The 18,478-nt window shown below is 54.0% G+C and carries 13 protein-coding genes, 1 tRNA gene, 2 rRNA genes and 1 riboswitch; of the genes, 10 read left to right on the forward strand and 6 right to left on the reverse strand.

Annotation, left to right across the window (positions count from 1 at the left end; translation table 11 throughout):
* Positions 1–43: 43 nt before the first annotated feature.
* Positions 44–232 (reverse strand): DUF1127 domain-containing protein, encoded by a 189-nt coding sequence (locus AC6I8K_RS01285; protein WP_483816605.1) that lies wholly within the window; start codon positions 230–232, stop codon positions 44–46.
* Positions 233–407: 175 nt separating this feature from the next.
* Between AC6I8K_RS01285 and AC6I8K_RS01290 the strand changes: the two genes are divergently transcribed.
* The gene (locus AC6I8K_RS01290; protein WP_064741596.1) at positions 408–1,862 is read left to right on the forward strand and encodes an aminotransferase-like domain-containing protein; all 1,455 of its coding nucleotides are present in this window, start codon (positions 408–410) and stop codon (positions 1,860–1,862) included.
* A gap of 153 nt (positions 1,863–2,015) precedes the next feature.
* Here AC6I8K_RS01290 and thiE read toward each other — a convergent pair whose 3' ends face one another.
* The 3 genes from thiE to AC6I8K_RS01305 form a co-directional block, all read right to left on the reverse strand.
* Positions 2,016–2,663 carry a thiamine phosphate synthase gene (gene thiE, locus AC6I8K_RS01295; protein WP_483816606.1) on the reverse strand — a complete coding sequence of 216 codons (648 nt, stop codon included), beginning with the start codon at positions 2,661–2,663 and terminating at the stop codon, positions 2,016–2,018.
* Positions 2,660–4,585, reverse strand: a complete 1,926-nt coding sequence (thiC, locus tag AC6I8K_RS01300) for a phosphomethylpyrimidine synthase ThiC (RefSeq protein WP_483816607.1) — start codon at positions 4,583–4,585, stop codon at positions 2,660–2,662. Before thiC ends, thiE begins: the two co-directional genes overlap by 4 nt.
* 90 nt (positions 4,586–4,675) lie before the next feature.
* Positions 4,676–4,776: riboswitch (TPP riboswitch) on the reverse strand.
* 235 nt (positions 4,777–5,011) lie between these two features.
* Complete coding sequence (locus AC6I8K_RS01305; RefSeq protein WP_064741599.1) at positions 5,012–5,518, reverse strand: Rsd/AlgQ family anti-sigma factor; 507 nt, start codon at positions 5,516–5,518, stop codon at positions 5,012–5,014.
* A gap of 88 nt (positions 5,519–5,606) precedes the next feature.
* On the opposite strand from AC6I8K_RS01305, the gene nudC reads away from it, so the two are divergent.
* From nudC to AC6I8K_RS01335, 6 genes are all read left to right on the forward strand, one after another.
* Entirely contained in the window at positions 5,607–6,380 is a 774-nt protein-coding gene (gene nudC / locus AC6I8K_RS01310; RefSeq protein WP_064741600.1) for an NAD(+) diphosphatase, read from the forward strand.
* A 39-nt stretch (positions 6,381–6,419) separates the two neighbouring features.
* Positions 6,420–7,487, forward strand: coding sequence for a uroporphyrinogen decarboxylase (hemE, locus tag AC6I8K_RS01315; RefSeq protein ID WP_497826113.1), 1,068 nt, complete (start codon positions 6,420–6,422; stop codon positions 7,485–7,487).
* A gap of 2 nt (positions 7,488–7,489) precedes the next feature.
* Positions 7,490–8,158, forward strand: a complete 669-nt coding sequence (gene nfi, locus AC6I8K_RS01320; RefSeq protein ID WP_497826114.1) for a deoxyribonuclease V — start codon at positions 7,490–7,492, stop codon at positions 8,156–8,158.
* Positions 8,159–8,220: 62 nt separating this feature from the next.
* Positions 8,221–8,811, forward strand: coding sequence for a YjaG family protein (locus AC6I8K_RS01325; RefSeq protein ID WP_008108422.1), 591 nt, complete (start codon positions 8,221–8,223; stop codon positions 8,809–8,811).
* A gap of 188 nt (positions 8,812–8,999) precedes the next feature.
* Positions 9,000–9,272 (forward strand): nucleoid-associated protein HU-alpha, encoded by a 273-nt coding sequence (gene hupA, locus AC6I8K_RS01330; protein WP_007886275.1) that lies wholly within the window; start codon positions 9,000–9,002, stop codon positions 9,270–9,272.
* Between the two features lie 68 nt (positions 9,273–9,340).
* Positions 9,341–10,006: a DUF1481 domain-containing protein gene (locus AC6I8K_RS01335; protein WP_497826115.1), complete on the forward strand. Its 666-nt coding sequence runs from the start codon at positions 9,341–9,343 to the stop codon at positions 10,004–10,006.
* A 44-nt stretch (positions 10,007–10,050) separates the two neighbouring features.
* Here the strand turns inward: AC6I8K_RS01335 and purD are convergent, their stop codons facing one another.
* Both purD and purH read right to left on the reverse strand, forming a co-directional pair.
* Positions 10,051–11,331 (reverse strand): phosphoribosylamine--glycine ligase, encoded by a 1,281-nt coding sequence (purD, locus tag AC6I8K_RS01340; protein WP_064741604.1) that lies wholly within the window; start codon positions 11,329–11,331, stop codon positions 10,051–10,053.
* A gap of 18 nt (positions 11,332–11,349) precedes the next feature.
* Positions 11,350–12,939, reverse strand: coding sequence for a bifunctional phosphoribosylaminoimidazolecarboxamide formyltransferase/IMP cyclohydrolase (gene purH / locus AC6I8K_RS01345; RefSeq protein WP_497826116.1), 1,590 nt, complete (start codon positions 12,937–12,939; stop codon positions 11,350–11,352).
* 629 nt (positions 12,940–13,568) lie between these two features.
* Here purH and AC6I8K_RS01350 point away from each other — a divergent pair.
* From AC6I8K_RS01350 to AC6I8K_RS01360, 3 genes are all read left to right on the forward strand, one after another.
* Positions 13,569–15,111: ribosomal RNA gene (locus tag AC6I8K_RS01350) — 16S ribosomal RNA — on the forward strand.
* An 87-nt stretch (positions 15,112–15,198) separates the two neighbouring features.
* Positions 15,199–15,273 (forward strand) — tRNA-Glu (locus tag AC6I8K_RS01355).
* A gap of 214 nt (positions 15,274–15,487) precedes the next feature.
* Positions 15,488–18,396, forward strand: a 23S ribosomal RNA gene (locus AC6I8K_RS01360).
* The 16S and 23S rRNA genes sit together here with 1 tRNA gene alongside, the layout of an rRNA operon.
* The last annotated feature ends 82 nt before the right edge of the window (positions 18,397–18,478 follow it).

The raw sequence follows: 18,478 nt of genomic DNA on the forward strand, positions 1-18,478 counted from the left end.
ACAAAAAACCCTGCCTCGGCAGGGTTTTTTTTATCTAATTCTGTCAAAACTTGCGGCAGACATCTGCACGCGTCAGCCCGATGTCGCGCAGCTGGCTATCCGTTAAATGTGACAGGATACGGCGGGTTTCACGCCGCGCTTGCCAGTTTTTAACCATGCGCACCACGCCGCGAAAGATATCCAGTAAAGTCACATCGAAAGGTCTTGCTGCGCGGTTTTGATCAAATTCCATAATCCTTGCCCTCATTAGGTTGCCTGAGAAGCATTGTCCAATTTCACGTCATTACAATACAGATGCACAAAACACATATCTTTAACATACAGATTGCAATCTTAGGGATCTGAATGGTAATAATAGATCCTAACTGTACTGGTTTTCTGTCATTAATGACTGGGTGAAGCATACTATGACGCGCTACCAACATTTGGCATGTTTGCTTTCGGATCGTATTGAGCAAGGATTGTATCGCAGCGGCGAGCGGTTGCCGTCAGTGCGTACGCTCAGTCTGGAGCATGGCGTAAGTATCAGCACCGTGCAGCAGGCATATCATCTGCTGGAAGAGAAACAACTGATCGTGCCGCAGCCACGTTCTGGATATTTCGTTGCGACACGAAAAGCCACACCGCCCATGCCCGGTATAACCCGACCCGCACAGCGTCCAGTGGAGATTACCCAGTGGGAGTCGGTGCTGGAATTGCTCAGCAGCCGTACTAATAGCGATGTGTTGCAACTCGGAAGCGGTATGCCCGATTTGACTCAACCCACATTGAAACCACTGTGGAAAATTCAAAGCCGCATGGCGCAGAAACAGGATGTTGATCAGCTCAACTATGACAGCTTGTTGGGCGTTGCAGCATTGCGTGAACAGGTCGCGCGACTGACGATCGACAGCGGTTGTCAGCTGACTTCAGAAGATATTGTAATCACCACCGGCTGCCATGAAGCATTGTCGATTTCTATTCGTGCAATATGCCAGGCGGGGGACATCATTGCTGTCGAATCCCCCACTTTCCACGGCACCATGCAGACCTTGCGCGGCTTCGGCATTCGCGCCATTGAGATTCCCACCGATTCGGTGACGGGCATTAGCCTTGAAGCGCTGGAACTTGCCTTCGAGCAGTGGCCGATTAAAGCGGTGGTGGTAGTACCAAACTGCAATAATCCGCTAGGATTCATCATGCCCGAATCCCGTAAACGTGCGTTGGTAACGCTGGCGCAGCGTTTCGATGCCGCGATTATTGAAGACGATGTGTATGGGGAACTGGCGTGGGAATATCCTCGTCCCGTTACCATCAAGTCGCTGGACCAGGATGGCCGCGTGTTGCTGTGCAGTTCGTTCTCCAAGACGCTGGCACCGGGATTGCGCGTGGGTTGGGTGGCGCCGGGGCGCTATCGCGATCGCGTGCTGCATATGAAATACATCAGCACCGGTTCGACGGCAACACAGCCTCAGCATGCGGTCGCTGAATTTATTCGACTTGGTCATTATCTGCCGCATTTGCGGCGCATGCGTCAGGTGTATCAACGCAACTATGAAACGTTCAGTTGCTGGGTGCGGCATTATTTTCCGTGCGGTATTTGTGTGTCTCGCCCGCAGGGTAGTTTCCTGATGTGGATTGAATTGCCAGAGGCGTTTGACGCGGTAAGGCTCAATACCGAATTGCGTGAGCTGAATATGCAGGTTGCGGTAGGTTCGCTGTTTTCGGCTTCGGGTAAATATCGCAACTGCTTGCGCCTGAATTACGGCTTGCCAATGAATGAGCATACCGAGCAGGCGATAGCCCAACTCGGAGCCGCTGTAGAACGGGCCATGCTGGCCTGTAGTGTGGAAACCGTGCATACCTCCTCCTTAGCATTGTAAAGAAAGGCAGGGCTGGGAGAGGTTAAGACCAGCCCTGGCCCGCTGCAAGCGACAGCGGGCAGGGACACTTTAGCCTTATCAGGAAATGACGCTAGCCGTTACATCACGCTGCTGCGCGACAGATTCCAGCGTTTTCTCCTCACTTACCACGCATTACATTGCTTCTGCAGGTTCGATTCCATTTTCCACTAATGCCAGCAACTGCTGCGTTGCCTCACGCCAGTCTCCGGCCTGGGTAATCGCGCTCACCACCGCAATGCTGCCAACGCCTGTAGCCAGTACTTCAGGCACGCGCGCCAGTGAAATACCGCCAATTGCCACGGTTGGCACATCCTGCAAACGCGCCAAATGACGCTTCAACTCCATCACGCCCTGTGGCGCAGAGGGCATGTCTTTGGTTTGCGTCGGATAGATGTGGCCAAGTGCAATGTAAGATGGGCGCAGCGCCAGAGCCCGATCCAGCTCGGCATCATCGTGCGTCGATAAACCCAGACGCAATCCCGCCTCACGAATAGCCGCCAAATCGGCCACATCAAGATCCTCTTGACCGAGGTGTACGCCATAAGCGTGGTATTTGATGGCTAAGCGCCAGTAATCATTGATAAACAAGCGGGCGCGATACTGTTTGCCGAGCGCAATCGCCTCGCGTACGGCATCTTCTACCTCATGATCCTCGCAATCTTTAATGCGCAGCTGAATGGTGCGCACACCGGCTTCCAGCAAGCGCGCGATCCAATCCACGCTATCAACAACGGGATACAGCCCCAATTTTGGCGCTGTGGCAGGAAAGGCGTCGGTCATACATTGTCCTCTTTAAGGGTATCGGCAGCGTGATAGAGCTCGCCGCCACGATGGCGGAAGGCATCCGACATTTGCGCCATACCCATTTCAATCGGCTGAGCTTCAGCCTGTTGGCGGGCGGCAAACTCACGCACTTCCTGAGTAATTTTCATCGAGCAGAATTTCGGGCCGCACATCGAGCAGAAGTGTGCCACTTTTCCCGATTCCTGCGGCAGAGTTTCATCGTGATAGGCGCGTGCGGTGTGCGGATCGAGCGCCAGATTGAACTGATCTTCCCAGCGGAATTCAAAACGCGCTTTCGACATCGCATTGTCGCGGATCTGCGCACCCGGATGACCTTTCGCCAGATCTGCCGCGTGTGCGGCTATCTTGTAGGTAATTAGGCCTTGCTTCACATCTTCTTTATTCGGTAAACCGAGGTGCTCTTTCGGCGTCACGTAGCACAACATCGCACAGCCAAACCAGCCAATCATGGCGGCACCGATACCGGAAGTGAAATGGTCATAACCGGGGGCGATATCCGTGGTGAGCGGGCCAAGTGTGTAAAACGGTGCTGCGTGGCAGTGCTCGAGTTGTTCAGTCATATTGCGACGGATCATCTGCATCGGCACGTGTCCAGGACCTTCAATCATCACCTGCACATCATATTCCCAGGCGATTTTGGTCAGTTCACCCAGCGTATGCAGTTCGGCAAATTGCGCCTCATCGTTGGCATCCTGAATCGAACCGGGACGCAGGCCATCGCCAAGCGACAGGGCCACATCGTAGGCGGCGCAAATTTCACAAATCTCGCGGAAGTGCAGATAGAGGAAGCTTTCGGTGTGATGTGACAAACACCATTTCGCCATAATCGAGCCGCCGCGCGACACAATACCGGTCAGACGTTTGGCCGTCATCGGCACGTAGCGCAGCAGCACGCCAGCGTGGATGGTGAAGTAGTCGACACCTTGTTCCGCCTGTTCCAGCAGCGTGTCGCGGAAAATCTCCCAGGTGAGGTCTTCCGCAATTCCATTTACTTTTTCCAGCGCCTGATAAATCGGTACCGTACCGATCGGCACCGGGCTGTTACGCAAAATCCATTCACGCGTTTCATGGATATAGCGGCCGGTGGAGAGATCCATCACGGTATCTGCACCCCAGCGCGTTGACCACACCAGCTTCTCCACTTCTTCTTCAATTGACGAACTTACCGCCGAGTTACCGATGTTGGCATTCACTTTTACCAGAAAGTTACGACCGATGATCATCGGTTCGGTTTCCGGATGGTTAATGTTGCTCGGGATGATGGCACGGCCGCTGGCCACTTCCTGACGGACAAATTCCGCGGTGATATTGTCCGGCAGATTGGCGCCAAAGCTGTAACCGGCATGCTGCTGTAGCAGCACTTCACCACGAATACGCTCGCGGCCCATGTTTTCACGCAGCGCAATAAACTCCATCTCCGGCGTGATGATGCCCTGACGTGCATAGTGCAGTTGAGTAACGCAGCGACCCGCTTTGGCACGGCGCGGTTGTGGCAGATGCTCAAAGCGCAGGTGATCGAGCCCTTCATCGGCCAGACGTTGTTGGGTGTAGCGTGAACTCAGCTGGTGGATGGTTTCGCTGTCGCCGCGTTCTTCGATCCAGTCGGCGCGCAGCCTGGCGAGTCCCTGATGTACATTGATCGCCGCTTCAGGATCGCCGTAAGCACCGGCAGTGTCATAGACCGGTACCGCTTCATTCTGTTCGTACTGTGGATTATCTTTGCTGCCGCCGATGTGCGTCGGGCTCAGCTGTATCTCGCGCATCGGTACACGAATATCCGCGCGGCTGCCGGTGATCCAGATGCGTTTCGAGTTAGGGAAAGCGGTTCCCTGCAGGGAATCGATAAATTCTTGTGCCTGGGCACGTTGTTCACGACGAGAGGTTTTAACAGCAGACATAGCAATTTTCCTGTGAAAGTTGGAAGTTGCTTGTCCAGAGTTCGGAAGGAGTAACAGAAACGATGCTGGGCGCCAACGTACATCGTGCTGATGATGTCTACTCTTGTTCCCTTCGCAGGTACTAACCTGATCAGGTTCCGCGGATCCCGAATTAACGGTCTCAGCCCCATTGGGCACTCCGACAAGTTGATGTTTTACGATATAAGCTACTTTGCTTGCTATTTCACGCCTGGGCAGTGCTCGTGACCGTCACGTACTACGTGTACGCTCCGGTCCCTGCGCGCTGTCCGAGCGTGAACTCGCTGCGCACGCTACGCTTATATCGCAAAATTTGACTCTTTATTGTCGTTAAAGAAGACATTAAAAAAGCCCTTTCAGCATAAGAGGGCTTTTCTGGAATAACAAGTTTTTTACAACTGAAGGCATTCAGGCCGGGCGGGCAATGATGCTGTCGTTGGCAACCGGCAGTCTTGCGAGCTGATTATCCCATGCGAGTTGCACCAGTTTATCTTCAAGCGTGAAGCGCGACTCCAGCACTTCACCGACTTCAGAGAGCGCCGTTTGAAAATCTACGCAATTATCGTCGTTGATAGCTTGCTGCAGGTGGCTGTCATAGAGCTGCATCATGTGGTCTGTATTCGCCTCGAGTGCCGGATAGATCTGCGCAGCAACCATCAGTGGGTTATCTCCCTGCATCTCGCTGATGATGTGTTCATACACGCTGAAATGACCGGTTGAAAGGTAGTCCACCAGATTGTGGCAGAAGGCATCAAGCGCCTGTTCATCCAGCGTGGTTAACGCATCTTTTTGCGGCTTCATGCCAACAAGCTCATAGTACGTGACGAGCAACTGTCTGCGGGCACGCAACCATGAATCAACCAATTCATTTCCGCCGCCTACACGCTGTGTCAGGTCATCTAACTGGTTAAGCATATGGGGCTCCAGGTAGGTTATAGTTGTTTATTACACACTTAATATTAGGGTTTCAGCGTGCGGTTTGACGCTAAGGACAACGATTAAGATGCAACGTGAGATCTCAAGCTTAGACGCTGGATGGTGGATTGTCAGCCATGAGCAAAAACTTTGGTTGCCGCAAGGCGAGTTGCCGTATGGCTTATCCATTGAGTTTGGACTCAGTGGTAGCAGCGGTATGTTAATTGGCGAATGGCAGGGCGAGAATGTCTGGCTGGTACGCGAATCGCGTCCGGACAGCATGGGCTCAGTGCGCCAACTGATTGATGAGGATGTGGGCCTGTTCCAAATTGCCGGGCGTGGCGTGCAGTTGGCGGAGTTTTACCGATCGCATCGCTGGTGCGGCTATTGTGGCCATGAGATGCACATCAGTAAGCGCGAATTTGCCTGTTTGTGCAATCACTGTCGCGAACGCTATTACCCGCAAATTGCACCGTGCATCATCGTCGCCATCCGCCGTGGCGATGAGATCCTACTCGCTAATCATGCGCGTCATCGTAACAACATCTATACCGTGCTGGCGGGTTTCGTCGAAGTGGGCGAAACATTAGAACAAGCGGTGGCGCGGGAAGTCATGGAGGAGAGCAACGTCCGGGTCAAAAATGTGCGTTACGTAACCTCGCAGCCCTGGCCGTTTCCGCAGTCATTAATGGTGGCATACATGGCTGAATATGACGGCGGCGATCTGCAACACGATGGCAAAGAGCTGCTGGATGCCGGTTGGTATCGTTATGACGATTTGCCGCTGCTGCCGCCGCCCGGCACCGTTGCACGTCGTCTGATTGAAGATACCGTTGCCCTGTGTCGCGCCAGCGCGACGTGAAAATGCTACACTGCCGGCCTTAGCATGAGAGAGCCCATTATGAGTGAACTGAAGAACGATCGTTATCTGCGCGCCCTGTTACGTCAGCCGGTAGATGTCACGCCGGTATGGATGATGCGACAAGCCGGGCGTTATTTGCCGGAGTACAAAGCCACGCGCGCTGAGGCCGGTGATTTTATGTCGCTGTGTAAGAATGCTGAGCTAGCGTGTGAAGTCACGCTGCAACCGCTGCGTCGCTATGCGCTGGATGCGGCGATCCTCTTCAGCGACATTCTTACTATTCCAGATGCGATGGGCCTTGGGCTCTACTTTGAGACCGGCGAAGGCCCGCGCTTCTCCAATCCGATCACCTGCCGTGCGGATGTCGACAAGCTGCCAGTGCCGGACCCCGAGCAAGAACTGGGTTATGTGATGAACGCGGTGCGTACCATTCGTCACAACCTGAAAGGCGAAGTGCCGCTGATCGGCTTCTCCGGCAGTCCGTGGACGCTGGCGACCTACATGGTTGAAGGCGGCAGTAGCAAAGCCTTCACCAAAATTAAAAAGATGATGTATGCCGAGCCGCAAACCCTGCACAAGCTGCTGGATAAGCTGGCGGACAGCGTGATTCTCTATCTGAATGCGCAGATCAAAGCCGGTGCGCAGTCAATCATGGTGTTCGATACCTGGGGCGGCGTGCTGACCGGACGCGACTATCGCGAATTCTCGCTGTATTATATGCACAAAATCGTTGATAGCGTGCTGCACGAGAACGAAGGCCGTCGTGTACCGATTACGCTGTTCACCAAAGGTGGCGGCCAATGGCTGGAAGCGATCGCCGCGACTGGCTGTGATGCGCTGGGACTGGACTGGACTACCGATATAGCGGATGCGCGTCGTCGTGTAGGAGACAAAGTGGCGCTGCAGGGCAACATGGATCCCTCCATGCTGTATGCTCCGCCAGCGCGCATTGAGCAGGAAGTGGCGGGTATTCTTGAAGGTTTTGGCGCCGGCGAAGGTCACGTATTTAACCTTGGTCACGGCATCCATCCCGACGTACCACCGGAACATGCTGGTACGTTTGTGGAAGCGGTGCACCGCCTGTCACGTCCTTATCATCAGGCCTGATCGTGGATTTAGCCGCACTCCGCCAGGAACAGTTACAACGCGCTGCTGATGTGGTGCGGCAGGATGATTTCGACGTGCTGCCGCCGCGCTTTATTGGTGGTGCCGATGTCGGTTTTGAGCAGGGCGGGGAGATCACTCGTGCTGCCCTGGTTATCCTCGAATACCCTTCTTTAACGCTGGTAGAGCATCGCATTGCGCGCGTGGCCACCACCATGCCGTATATTCCAGGCTTCTTATCCTTCCGTGAAATGCCGGCGCTGCTGGAAGCGTGGCAGCAGCTCTCCCAACTGCCCGATCTGCTGTTTGTTGATGGCCATGGTATTTCCCATCCCCGTCGGCTTGGCGTGGCCGCGCATTTTGGTTCGCTGGTGGATGTGCCGACCATTGGAGTGGCGAAGAAGCGTTTGTGTGGGCGCTTTGCGGAACTGGACGCTGAGCCTGGCAGCCGCCAGCCGCTGGTGGACAAGGGTGAACAGATTGGCTGGGTGTGGCGCAGTAAAGCACGCTGTAATCCGCTGTTTATCTCAACAGGCCATCGCGTCAGCCTGGATAGTGCATTGCATTGGGTTGAAACCTGTACGGCGGGTTACCGTTTGCCGGAACCGACGCGCTGGGCGGATGCCGTAGCCTCTGGACGCCCGGCCTTTCTGCGTTGGCAAAATACGCCTTAACGCTGTTTGCGCCCGGCTTTTGCGGTACACTGCCGCCAGCTAACCTATTGAGAGTAAGTTTGATGTTACAGAATCCCGTCCATTTGCGTCTGGCGAAGCTTGAAAGCTGGCAGCATATGACTTTTATGGCCTGTCTCTGCGAGCGTATGTTCCCTAACTATTGGGCTTTCTGTCAGCAGACCGAATTCGCCGATCCGCAACTCTATCGTCGTATCCTCGATCTCATTTGGGAAAGCCTGACGGTCAAAGATGCCAAAATCAATTTCGACGGTCAGCTGGAGAAATTTGAAGCGGCTATTCCTGACGGTGACGATTTCGAGGTTTACGGTGTGCATCCAGCGATCGATGCCTGCGTGGCATTGAGTGAATTACTGCATGCTCAACTCAGCGGTGAAACGCTGGAGCACGCGGTTGAAGTTAGCCGCACCTCGATCACTACCGTAGCGATTCTGGAAATGACCCAGGCTGGCCGCGAAATGACCGACGAAGAGCTGCGTGAAAATCAGGCCGTCATCGATGAATGGGACCTGCAGTGGGAGATTTTCCGCCTGCTGTCCGAGTGCGAGGAGCGCGACCTGGAATTGATTAAAGGCCTGCGTGCAGACCTGCGCGAAGCGGGAATCAGTAACATCGGTATACTTTTTCAGCAATAAGGCAATAAAACGTGACTTCAGGCCCGAATTACCGCGCCTGGAGGCTTCACATCGGCCCCCTGTCTGGTCTACATTTGGGGGGCTGAAAATTGTGGCTATCGGTGCGTGCTGGCTGAACAAGGCCTGAGAAGGGCTTTTCCCTCGCACTCGTTGCTTAGCAAGCGATAAATACACTTTAAGGATAACTTATGAACAAGACTCAACTGATTGATGTGATCGCAGAGAAAGCTGACCTGTCTAAAACCCAGGCTAAGACTGCGCTGGAATCTACCCTGGCTGCGATCACTGAGTCTCTGAAAGAAGGTGATGCTGTACAACTGGTTGGTTTTGGTACTTTTAAAGTGAACCACCGCGCTGAGCGTACCGGTCGCAACCCGCAGACTGGCAAAGAGATCAAAATTGCTGCGGCTAACGTGCCAGCATTCGTTTCAGGCAAAGCTCTGAAAGACGCTGTTAAGTAAGTTTCCGCATTGCGGTTTAGCTTGAAAAGAGGGGGCGTTAGCGCCCCTTTTTGTTGCCGGGACCTGCCATGCTGAATCCATTTTCACAGCGCATTTGCGCCCTGTTGTTCGGTGCGCTGCTCACGGGCTGTAGCTCCACTTCTGATCTTCCTGCCTTTACGGCGAGCGGCTATCTGGCCGACCGCGGCACCGTGCGCATTTGGCGCAAAAATAACGATCATCAAGCTGTGCATCTGCGCACTGTTTTCACACCGTTCAATGGCGATGCGATGGAGACAACCGATTACAACTGGCAGCAGCAGAAGCTGATTAGCGTTGAACGGCGCATTGCTGGCGCACAGCCAGACGATGTCACCTTACGCTTCGATCACCAGGGCAATCTTAATTTCATGCAGCGCCAGTTGGCGGGACGACGTGAGGCGGTTAGCGCTGATAGTGTTGAGTTATACCGTTTCGATGCGCAGCGCATGTTGGATCAAAGTAATGCGTTGCTGGAAGGTCGTGTACTGCTGCGGCAGGGGCACTGGTTGGGCGGCAATCAGGTACGAGCGTGCGACGACAAGGTGGTGAATGCGGCCTTTGATCGCGACACGATTTATGCGCTAGCTCGCCAGCAAAAGATGCAGTCTGCGCCATTGATGGTGTCGTGGCTGGAAGCGCCGGAAGGCGTGCAGCTGCTACGTGCTACGCCAGATGACGAATGCAGCTGGCAGCCAAAAGAGAGCGATTTCTGACGTGTGAATAAGAGAAGGGGCACGTGCTGTGCCCCTTTGCATACTTATTTGCGGTTAATCGCGCGGTAGCCGATATCGCGACGGCAGAAGCTGCCATCCCATGAGATATGTTGCGCCAGCGCATAAGCGTTTTTCTGCGCCGCGGCAACGTCGTCACCCAGCGCAGTTACGCACAACACGCGGCCACCGTTGGTTACCACCAAATCGTCTTTCATGGTAGTACCGGCGTGGAAGACTTTCCCGTCCGGCACTTCTTCCAGCGGCAGACCGTGAATCTGATCGCCAGTGGTGTAATCGCCCGGATAACCACCTGCCGCTAATACCACGCCTAATGATGGACGCGGATCCCATTGCGAGGTCTGCTGATCCAGTTTGCCATCTGTAGCAGCCAGACACAGCGCAACCAGATCCGACTGCAGACGCAGCATGATGGGCTGAGTTTCGGGATCGCCAAAACGGCAGTTGAACTCGATCACTTTTGGCTGACCAGCTTTATCGATCATCAAACCGGCATACAGGAAACCGGTGTAGATGTTGCCTTCTGCTTTCATGCCGTTAACGGTTGGCCAGATGATTTGATCCATCACGCGCTGGTGGATCTCATCGGTCACCACGGGTGCCGGAGAGTAAGCGCCCATGCCGCCGGTATTCGGACCGGTATCACCATCGCCAACGCGCTTGTGATCCTGGCTGGTGGCCATCGGCAGCACATTGTTGCCATCAACCATCACGATGAAGCTGGCTTCTTCGCCATCCAGGAACTCTTCGATCACGATGCGGTGACCGGCATCGCCGAACGCATTGCCAGCCAGCATGTCTTGTACTGCTGCTTCTGCTTCAGCCAGCTCCATCGCCACGATCACGCCTTTACCTGCCGCAAGGCCGTCCGCTTTGATGACGATCGGTGCGCCTTTCTCACGCAGATATGCCAGCGCAGGCTCCACTTCGGTGAAGTTTTGGTATTCGGCAGTGGGAATCTGCTGACGCGCGAGGAAATCTTTGGTGAAGGCTTTTGAGCCTTCTAACTGGGCAGCGGCTTGCGTTGGGCCAAAGATCTTCAGACCTGCAGCACGGAACGCATCAACTACGCCAATCACCAGTGGCGCTTCCGGTCCCACGATGGTCAGATCGATTTTTTCCTGCTGCGCAAAAGCCAGCAGCGCGGGAACGTCGGTAGCGCTGATTGCCACGTTTTGCAGAGCCGGTTCCAGCGCGGTGCCCGCATTGCCTGGCGCGACAAACACCGTTTCCGCCAGTGGCGACTGTGCTGCTTTCCACGCCAGTGCGTGTTCACGTCCGCCATTACCAATCACTAAAATTTTCATCAGTACTGCTCCCAACAATTAATGGCGGAAATGACGCATGTCGGTAAAGATCATCGCGATGCCGTGCTCATCAGCGGCGGCAATCACTTCATCATCACGGATTGAACCACCCGGTTGAATCACGCAGCTGATGCCGACCGCTGCTGCGGCATCGATACCGTCTCGGAATGGGAAGAAGGCGTCAGAAGCCATCGCTGAACCTTTCACTTCCAAACCTTCGTCACCCGCTTTAATGCCGGCAATTTTGGCCGAGTAAACGCGGCTCATCTGACCGGCGCCAATGCCGATGGTCATATTGTCACGCGCATAAACGATGGCATTGGATTTAACGAACTTCGCCACTTTCCAGCAGAACAACGCGTCACGCAGTTCCTGTTCAGTTGGCTGACGCTTGCTAACAACGCGCAGCTGGCTGGCATCAACCATGCCCAGATCGCGATCCTGGACCAGCACGCCGCCGTTTACACGTTTGAAATCCAGCGCAGCGACACGGCCTTGCCACTGACCACACACCAGAACGCGTACGTTCTGCTTGGCGGCGGTGACTTTCAATGCAGCTTCGCTGGCGGATGGGGCGATGATCACTTCAACAAACTGACGGCTGATGATCGCCTGCGCGGTGGCTTCGTCCAGCTCGCGGTTGAAGGCGATGATGCCGCCAAAAGCAGAAGTCGGGTCAGTCTTGTAGGCTCGCTCGTAAGCGTCGAGAATCGAACCGCCAACCGCCACACCGCAAGGGTTAGCATGTTTGACGATCACGCAAGCGGCTTCGTCGAACTCTTTCACACATTCGAGTGCGGCATCGGTATCGGCGATATTGTTGTAGGAGAGTGCTTTGCCCTGAACCTGCTGCGCGGTGGCAATAGACGCTTCAGCCACATTCTCTTCTATATAGAAGGCTGCATCCTGATGGCTGTTCTCGCCGTAACGCATATCCTGCTTCTTAATGAAGTTAAGGTTGAGCGTGCGCGGGAAGCGGCCAGCAGGTTCTTTGCTGTCGCCATGATAGGCTGGTACCAGGCTACCGAAGTAGTTGGCAATCATGCTGTCGTAAGCGGCGGTATGTTCGAAGGCTTTAATGGCCAGATCAAAACGTGTTTCTAGCGTGAGCGAGTTTTCGTTGGCATCCAGCTCAGCAATAATCGCCTTGTAATCGCTGCTCTTCACCACAATCGCCACGTCTTTGTGGTTCTTCGCCGCGGAGCGAACCATCGTTGGGCCACCAATGTCGATGTTCTCGACCGCATCCGCTAATGAGCAATCGGGTTTGGCAACGGTTTGGGCAAAGGGATAAAGGTTCACTACCACCATATCGATAGGATTAATGGCGTGTTCAGCCATAATCGCATCATCCTGACCACGACGCCCCAAAATGCCGCCATGCACTTTTGGGTGCAGCGTTTTGACGCGTCCATCCATCATTTCCGGGAAACCGGTGTAGTCAGAAACTTCGGTGACGGGCAGGCCCGCATCTGCCAGCAGACGTGCAGTACCGCCTGTGGAGAGCAGCTCAACACCACGACTGGAGAGTGCCTGAGCAAATTCGAGGATACCGGCTTTATCAGAGACACTGAGCAGAGCGCGGCGTACAGGACGACGTTGTTGCATGGTGGTTTTATCCCTTGGCTTTGTTTCGCGTAAAAAAGAGCGTTACATCAAGCTTAGTGCTTCTCTTCTATATAGAAGGAATCACTTGCCTCATGTAACGCCCCAAAAGGGGCATCCTTGACGTCGCCGGGCATTGTAGCGAAAACGTTTGCGTGATGCTCGCCTAAATTCATTTGTGCAGCAGAGTGTGGATAACTATGTGTGTAACTGCGTATAAGGCGGGGTTTTGCTGTGGAATGCAGCGAACGGTTGTTTTTATTGAATTTAGCGGTTGCGCCCTGAGAACAACTCCCTATAATGCGCATCCATCAACACGGCACAACGGTTTACGAAATGTGGTGTTGATGAGGAAGTTTCGAAAGAACTTCCGCCGGATGAAAACGCTGAAAAAAAAGTGTTTGACTCCGAAGGAGGAAAGCGTAATATACGCCACCTCGCGACAGACGGTTAACCCGCTGCTCGCAACGCTCTTTAACAATTTATCAGACAATCTGTGTGGGCACTCGCAGGATTGATATCAGCGTCTCCGGACGCAAAAAATATCAAGTCTCACGAGTGAACACATAATGAAATTCATTATGACGTTTTACAGATGAGCATCGCTGCACTCGTTGCAGCAAATCAAACTTAAATTGAAGAGTTTGATCATGGCTCAGATTGAACGCTGGCGGCAGGCCTAACACATGCAAGTCGAACGGTAGCACAGAGGAGCTTGCTCCTTGGGTGACGAGTGGCGGACGGGTGAGTAATGTCTGGGAAACTGCCCGATGGAGGGGGATAACTACTGGAAACGGTAGCTAATACCGCATAACGTCGCAAGACCAAAGTGGGGGACCTTCGGGCCTCACACCATCGGATGTGCCCAGATGGGATTAGCTAGTAGGTGGGGTAATGGCTCACCTAGGCGACGATCCCTAGCTGGTCTGAGAGGATGACCAGCCACACTGGAACTGAGACACGGTCCAGACTCCTACGGGAGGCAGCAGTGGGGAATATTGCACAATGGGCGCAAGCCTGATGCAGCCATGCCGCGTGTATGAAGAAGGCCTTCGGGTTGTAAAGTACTTTCAGCGGGGAGGAAGGCGGTAAGGTTAATAACCTTACCGATTGACGTTACCCGCAGAAGAAGCACCGGCTAACTCCGTGCCAGCAGCCGCGGTAATACGGAGGGTGCAAGCGTTAATCGGAATTACTGGGCGTAAAGCGCACGCAGGCGGTCTGTCAAGTCGGATGTGAAATCCCCGGGCTTAACCTGGGAACTGCATTCGAAACTGGCAGGCTAGAGTCTTGTAGAGGGGGGTAGAATTCCAGGTGTAGCGGTGAAATGCGTAGAGATCTGGAGGAATACCGGTGGCGAAGGCGGCCCCCTGGACAAAGACTGACGCTCAGGTGCGAAAGCGTGGGGAGCAAACAGGATTAGATACCCTGGTAGTCCACGCCGTAAACGATGTCGACTTGGAGGTTGTTCCCTTGAGGAGTGGCTTCCGGAGCTAACGCGTTAAGTCGACCGCCTGGGGAGTACGGCCGCAAGGTTAAAACTCAAATGAATTGACGGGGGCCCGCACAAGCGGTGGAGCATGTGGTTTAATTCGATGCAACGCGAAGAACCTTACCTACTCTTGACATCCAGAGAACTTAGCAGAGATGCTTTGGTGCCTTCGGGAACTCTGAGACAGGTGCTGCATGGCTGTCGTCAGCTCGTGTTGTGAAATGTTGGGTTAAGTCCCGCAACGAGCGCAACCCTTATCCTTTGTTGCCAGCGGGTAATGCCGGGAACTCAAAGGAGACTGCCAGTGATAAACTGGAGGAAGGTGGGGATGACGTCAAGTCATCATGGCCCTTACGAGTAGGGCTACACACGTGCTACAATGGCGCATACAAAGAGAAGCGACCTCGCGAGAGCAAGCGGACCTCATAAAGTGCGTCGTAGTCCGGATCGGAGTCTGCAACTCGACTCCGTGAAGTCGGAATCGCTAGTAATCGTAGATCAGAATGCTACGGTGAATACGTTCCCGGGCCTTGTACACACCGCCCGTCACACCATGGGAGTGGGTTGCAAAAGAAGTAGGTAGCTTAACCTTCGGGAGGGCGCTTACCACTTTGTGATTCATGACTGGGGTGAAGTCGTAACAAGGTAACCGTAGGGGAACCTGCGGTTGGATCACCTCCTTACCTGAAGATACCTTCCCGCGTAGTGCTCACACAGATTGTCTGATAGAAAGTAATGAGCAAGACGGCTGCGAAGTCGTGACACATCGTGTCCCCTTCGTCTAGCGGTTAGGACTCCGCCCTTTCACGGCGGCAACAGGGGTTCGAATCCCCTAGGGGACGCCACTTGCTTGGTGACAGGTGAAAGGTGTCTCCACGAAATATCTCAAAACTGACGTAACCGTCATGTTTGAGATATTGCTCTTTAACAATCCGGAACAAGCTGAAAATTGAAACGACGTGTTGGCTCATTTCTCCGTAATAGGAAATGAATAACGACATGTTCGAGTCTCTCAAATGCTTGCAGTCTGCAGCGTTGAAAAACGCCTGTGGGTTGTGAGGTTAAGCGACTAAGCGTACACGGTGGATGCCCTGGCAGTCAGAGGCGATGAAGGACGTGCTAATCTGCGTAAAGCGTCGGTAAGGTGATATGAACCGCTACAGCCGACGATGTCCGAATGGGGAAACCCGGTGCACTCAGTGCATCATCGCAACATGAATACATAGTGTTGCGAGGCGAACCTGGGGAACTGAAACATCTAAGTACCCAGAGGAAAAGAAATCAACCGAGATTCCCCCAGTAGCGGCGAGCGAACGGGGAACAGCCCAGAACCTGAATCAGTTTGTGCGTTAGTGGAAGCGTCTGGAAAGTCGCGCGATACCGGGTGATAGCCCCGTACACGAAAGTGCACATTCTGTGAGTTCGAAGAGTAGGGCGGGACACGTGGTATCCTGTCTGAATATGGGGGGACCATCCTCCAAGGCTAAATACTCCTGACTGACCGATAGTGAACCAGTACCGTGAGGGAAAGGCGAAAAGAACCCCGGCGAGGGGAGTGAAACAGAACCTGAAACCGTGTACGTACAAGCAGTGGGAGCCTCCATTTATGGGGGTGACTGCGTACCTTTTGTATAATGGGTCAGCGACTTATATTCTGTAGCAAGGTTAACCGTATAGGGGAGCCGCAGGGAAACCGAGTCTTAACTGGGCGTTAAGTTGCAGGGTATAGACCCGAAACCCGGTGATCTAGCCATGGGCAGGTTGAAGGTTGGGTAACACTAACTGGAGGACCGAACCGACTAATGTTGAAAAATTAGCGGATGACTTGTGGCTGGGGGTGAAAGGCCAATCAAACCGGGAGATAGCTGGTTCTCCCCGAAAGCTATTTAGGTAGCGCCTCGTGAACTCATCTTCGGGGGTAGAGCACTGTTTCGGCTAGGGGGCCATCCCGGCTTACCAACCCGATGCAAACTGCGAATACCGAAGAATGTTATCACGGGAGACACACGGCGGGTGCTAACGTCCGTCGTGAAGAGGGAAACAACCCAGACCGCCAGCTAAGGTCCCAAAGTCATGGTTAAGTGGGAAACGATGTGGGAAGGCACAGACAGCCAGGATGTTGGCTTAGAAGCAGCCATCATTTAAAGAAAGCGTAATAGCTCACTGGTCGAGTCGGCCTGCGCGGAAGATGTAACGGGGCTAAACCATGCACCGAAGCTGCGGCAGCGACGCGTATGCGTTGTTGGGTAGGGGAGCGTTCTGTAAGCCGTTGAAGGTGTGCTGTGAGGCATGCTGGAGGTATCAGAAGTGCGAATGCTGACATAAGTAACGATAAAGCGGGTGAAAAGCCCGCTCGCCGGAAGACCAAGGGTTCCTGTTCAACGTTAATCGGAGCAGGGTGAGTCGACCCCTAAGGCGAGGCTGAAAAGCGTAGTCGATGGGAAGCAGGTTAATATTCCTGCACTTGGTGTTACTGCGAAGGGGGGACGGAGAAGGCTAGGTTATCCGGGCGACGGTTGTCCCGGTTTAAGCGTGTAGGCTGACACCTTTGGTAAATCCGGGGTGTCTTAAGGCTGAGGCGTGACGACGAGCCACCACGGTGGTGAAGTAACTGATGCCCTGCTTCCAGGAAAAGCCTCTAAGCTCCAGGTAACACGAAATCGTACCCCAAACCGACACAGGTGGTCAGGTAGAGAATACCAAGGCGCTTGAGAGAACTCGGGTGAAGGAACTAGGCAAAATGGTGCCGTAACTTCGGGAGAAGGCACGCTGGCGCGTAGGTAGAGGGACTTGCTCCCCGAGCCGAAGCCAGTCGAAGATACCAGCTGGCTGCAACTGTTTATTAAAAACACAGCACTGTGCAAACACGAAAGTGGACGTATACGGTGTGACGCCTGCCCGGTGCCGGAAGGTTAATTGATGGGGTTATCCGCAAGGAGAAGCTCTTGATCGAAGCCCCGGTAAACGGCGGCCGTAACTATAACGGTCCTAAGGTAGCGAAATTCCTTGTCGGGTAAGTTCCGACCTGCACGAATGGCGTAATGATGGCCAGGCTGTCTCCACCCGAGACTCAGTGAAATTGAAATCGCTGTGAAGATGCAGTGTACCCGCGGCAAGACGGAAAGACCCCGTGAACCTTTACTATAGCTTGACACTGAACATTGAGCCTTGATGTGTAGGATAGGTGGGAGGCTTTGAAGCGTGGACGCCAGTCTGCGTGGAGCCAACCTTGAAATACCACCCTTTAATGTTTGATGTTCTAACGTAGGCCCGTAATCCGGGCTGCGGACAGTGTCTGGTGGGTAGTTTGACTGGGGCGGTCTCCTCCCAAAGAGTAACGGAGGAGCACGAAGGTTGGCTAATCCTGGTCGGACATCAGGAGGTTAGTGCAATGGCATAAGCCAGCTTGACTGCGAGAGTGACGGCTCGAGCAGGTGCGAAAGCAGGTCATAGTGATCCGGTGGTTCTGAATGGAAGGGCCATCGCTCAACGGATAAAAGGTACTCCGGGGATAACAGGCTGATACCGCCCAAGAGTTCATATCGACGGCGGTGTTTGGCACCTCGATGTCGGCTCATCACATCCTGGGGCTGAAGTAGGTCCCAAGGGTACGGCTGTTCGCCGTTTAAAGTGGTACGCGAGCTGGGTTTAGAACGTCGTGAGACAGTTCGGTCCCTATCTGCCGTGGGCGCTGGAGAATTGAGGGGGGTTGCTCCTAGTACGAGAGGACCGGAGTGAACGCACCACTGGTGTTCGGGTTGTCATGCCAATGGCATTGCCCGGTAGCTAAGTGCGGAAAAGATAAGTGCTGAAAGCATCTAAGCACGAAACTTGCCCCGAGATGAGTTCTCCCTGACTCCTTGAGAGTCCTGAAGGGACGTTGAAGACTACGACGTTGATAGGCCGGATGTGTAAGCGCAGCGATGCGTTGAGCTAACCGGTACTAATGACCCGTGAGGCTTAACCTTACAACGCCAGAGGCGTTTTGGTCTGAGAGACCTGATTTTCAGCTTGTTTTACCGGATAGATTTGCGCGGCCCGCGAGGGCGG

It is taken from the genome of Pantoea sp. X-Soil-ISGK-421 (assembly GCF_059730785.1).

Bases quoted from the DNA above. Each gene is read 5' to 3' on its own strand.
- AC6I8K_RS01285 (WP_483816605.1), bottom strand. From the start codon at position 232: ATGGAATTTGATCAAAACCGCGCAGCAAGACCTTTCGATGTGACTTTA.
- AC6I8K_RS01290 (WP_064741596.1), top strand. From the start codon at position 408: ATGACGCGCTACCAACATTTGGCATGTTTGCTTTCGGATCGTATTGAG.
- thiE (WP_483816606.1), bottom strand. From the start codon at position 2,663: ATGACCGACGCCTTTCCTGCCACAGCGCCAAAATTGGGGCTGTATCCC.
- thiC (WP_483816607.1), bottom strand. From the start codon at position 4,585: ATGTCTGCTGTTAAAACCTCTCGTCGTGAACAACGTGCCCAGGCACAA.
- AC6I8K_RS01305 (WP_064741599.1), bottom strand. From the start codon at position 5,518: ATGCTTAACCAGTTAGATGACCTGACACAGCGTGTAGGCGGCGGAAAT.
- nudC (WP_064741600.1), top strand. From the start codon at position 5,607: ATGCAACGTGAGATCTCAAGCTTAGACGCTGGATGGTGGATTGTCAGC.
- hemE (WP_497826113.1), top strand. From the start codon at position 6,420: ATGAGTGAACTGAAGAACGATCGTTATCTGCGCGCCCTGTTACGTCAG.
- AC6I8K_RS01325 (WP_008108422.1), top strand. From the start codon at position 8,221: ATGTTACAGAATCCCGTCCATTTGCGTCTGGCGAAGCTTGAAAGCTGG.
- hupA (WP_007886275.1), top strand. From the start codon at position 9,000: ATGAACAAGACTCAACTGATTGATGTGATCGCAGAGAAAGCTGACCTG.
- AC6I8K_RS01335 (WP_497826115.1), top strand. From the start codon at position 9,341: ATGCTGAATCCATTTTCACAGCGCATTTGCGCCCTGTTGTTCGGTGCG.
- purD (WP_064741604.1), bottom strand. From the start codon at position 11,331: ATGAAAATTTTAGTGATTGGTAATGGCGGACGTGAACACGCACTGGCG.
- purH (WP_497826116.1), bottom strand. From the start codon at position 12,939: ATGCAACAACGTCGTCCTGTACGCCGCGCTCTGCTCAGTGTCTCTGAT.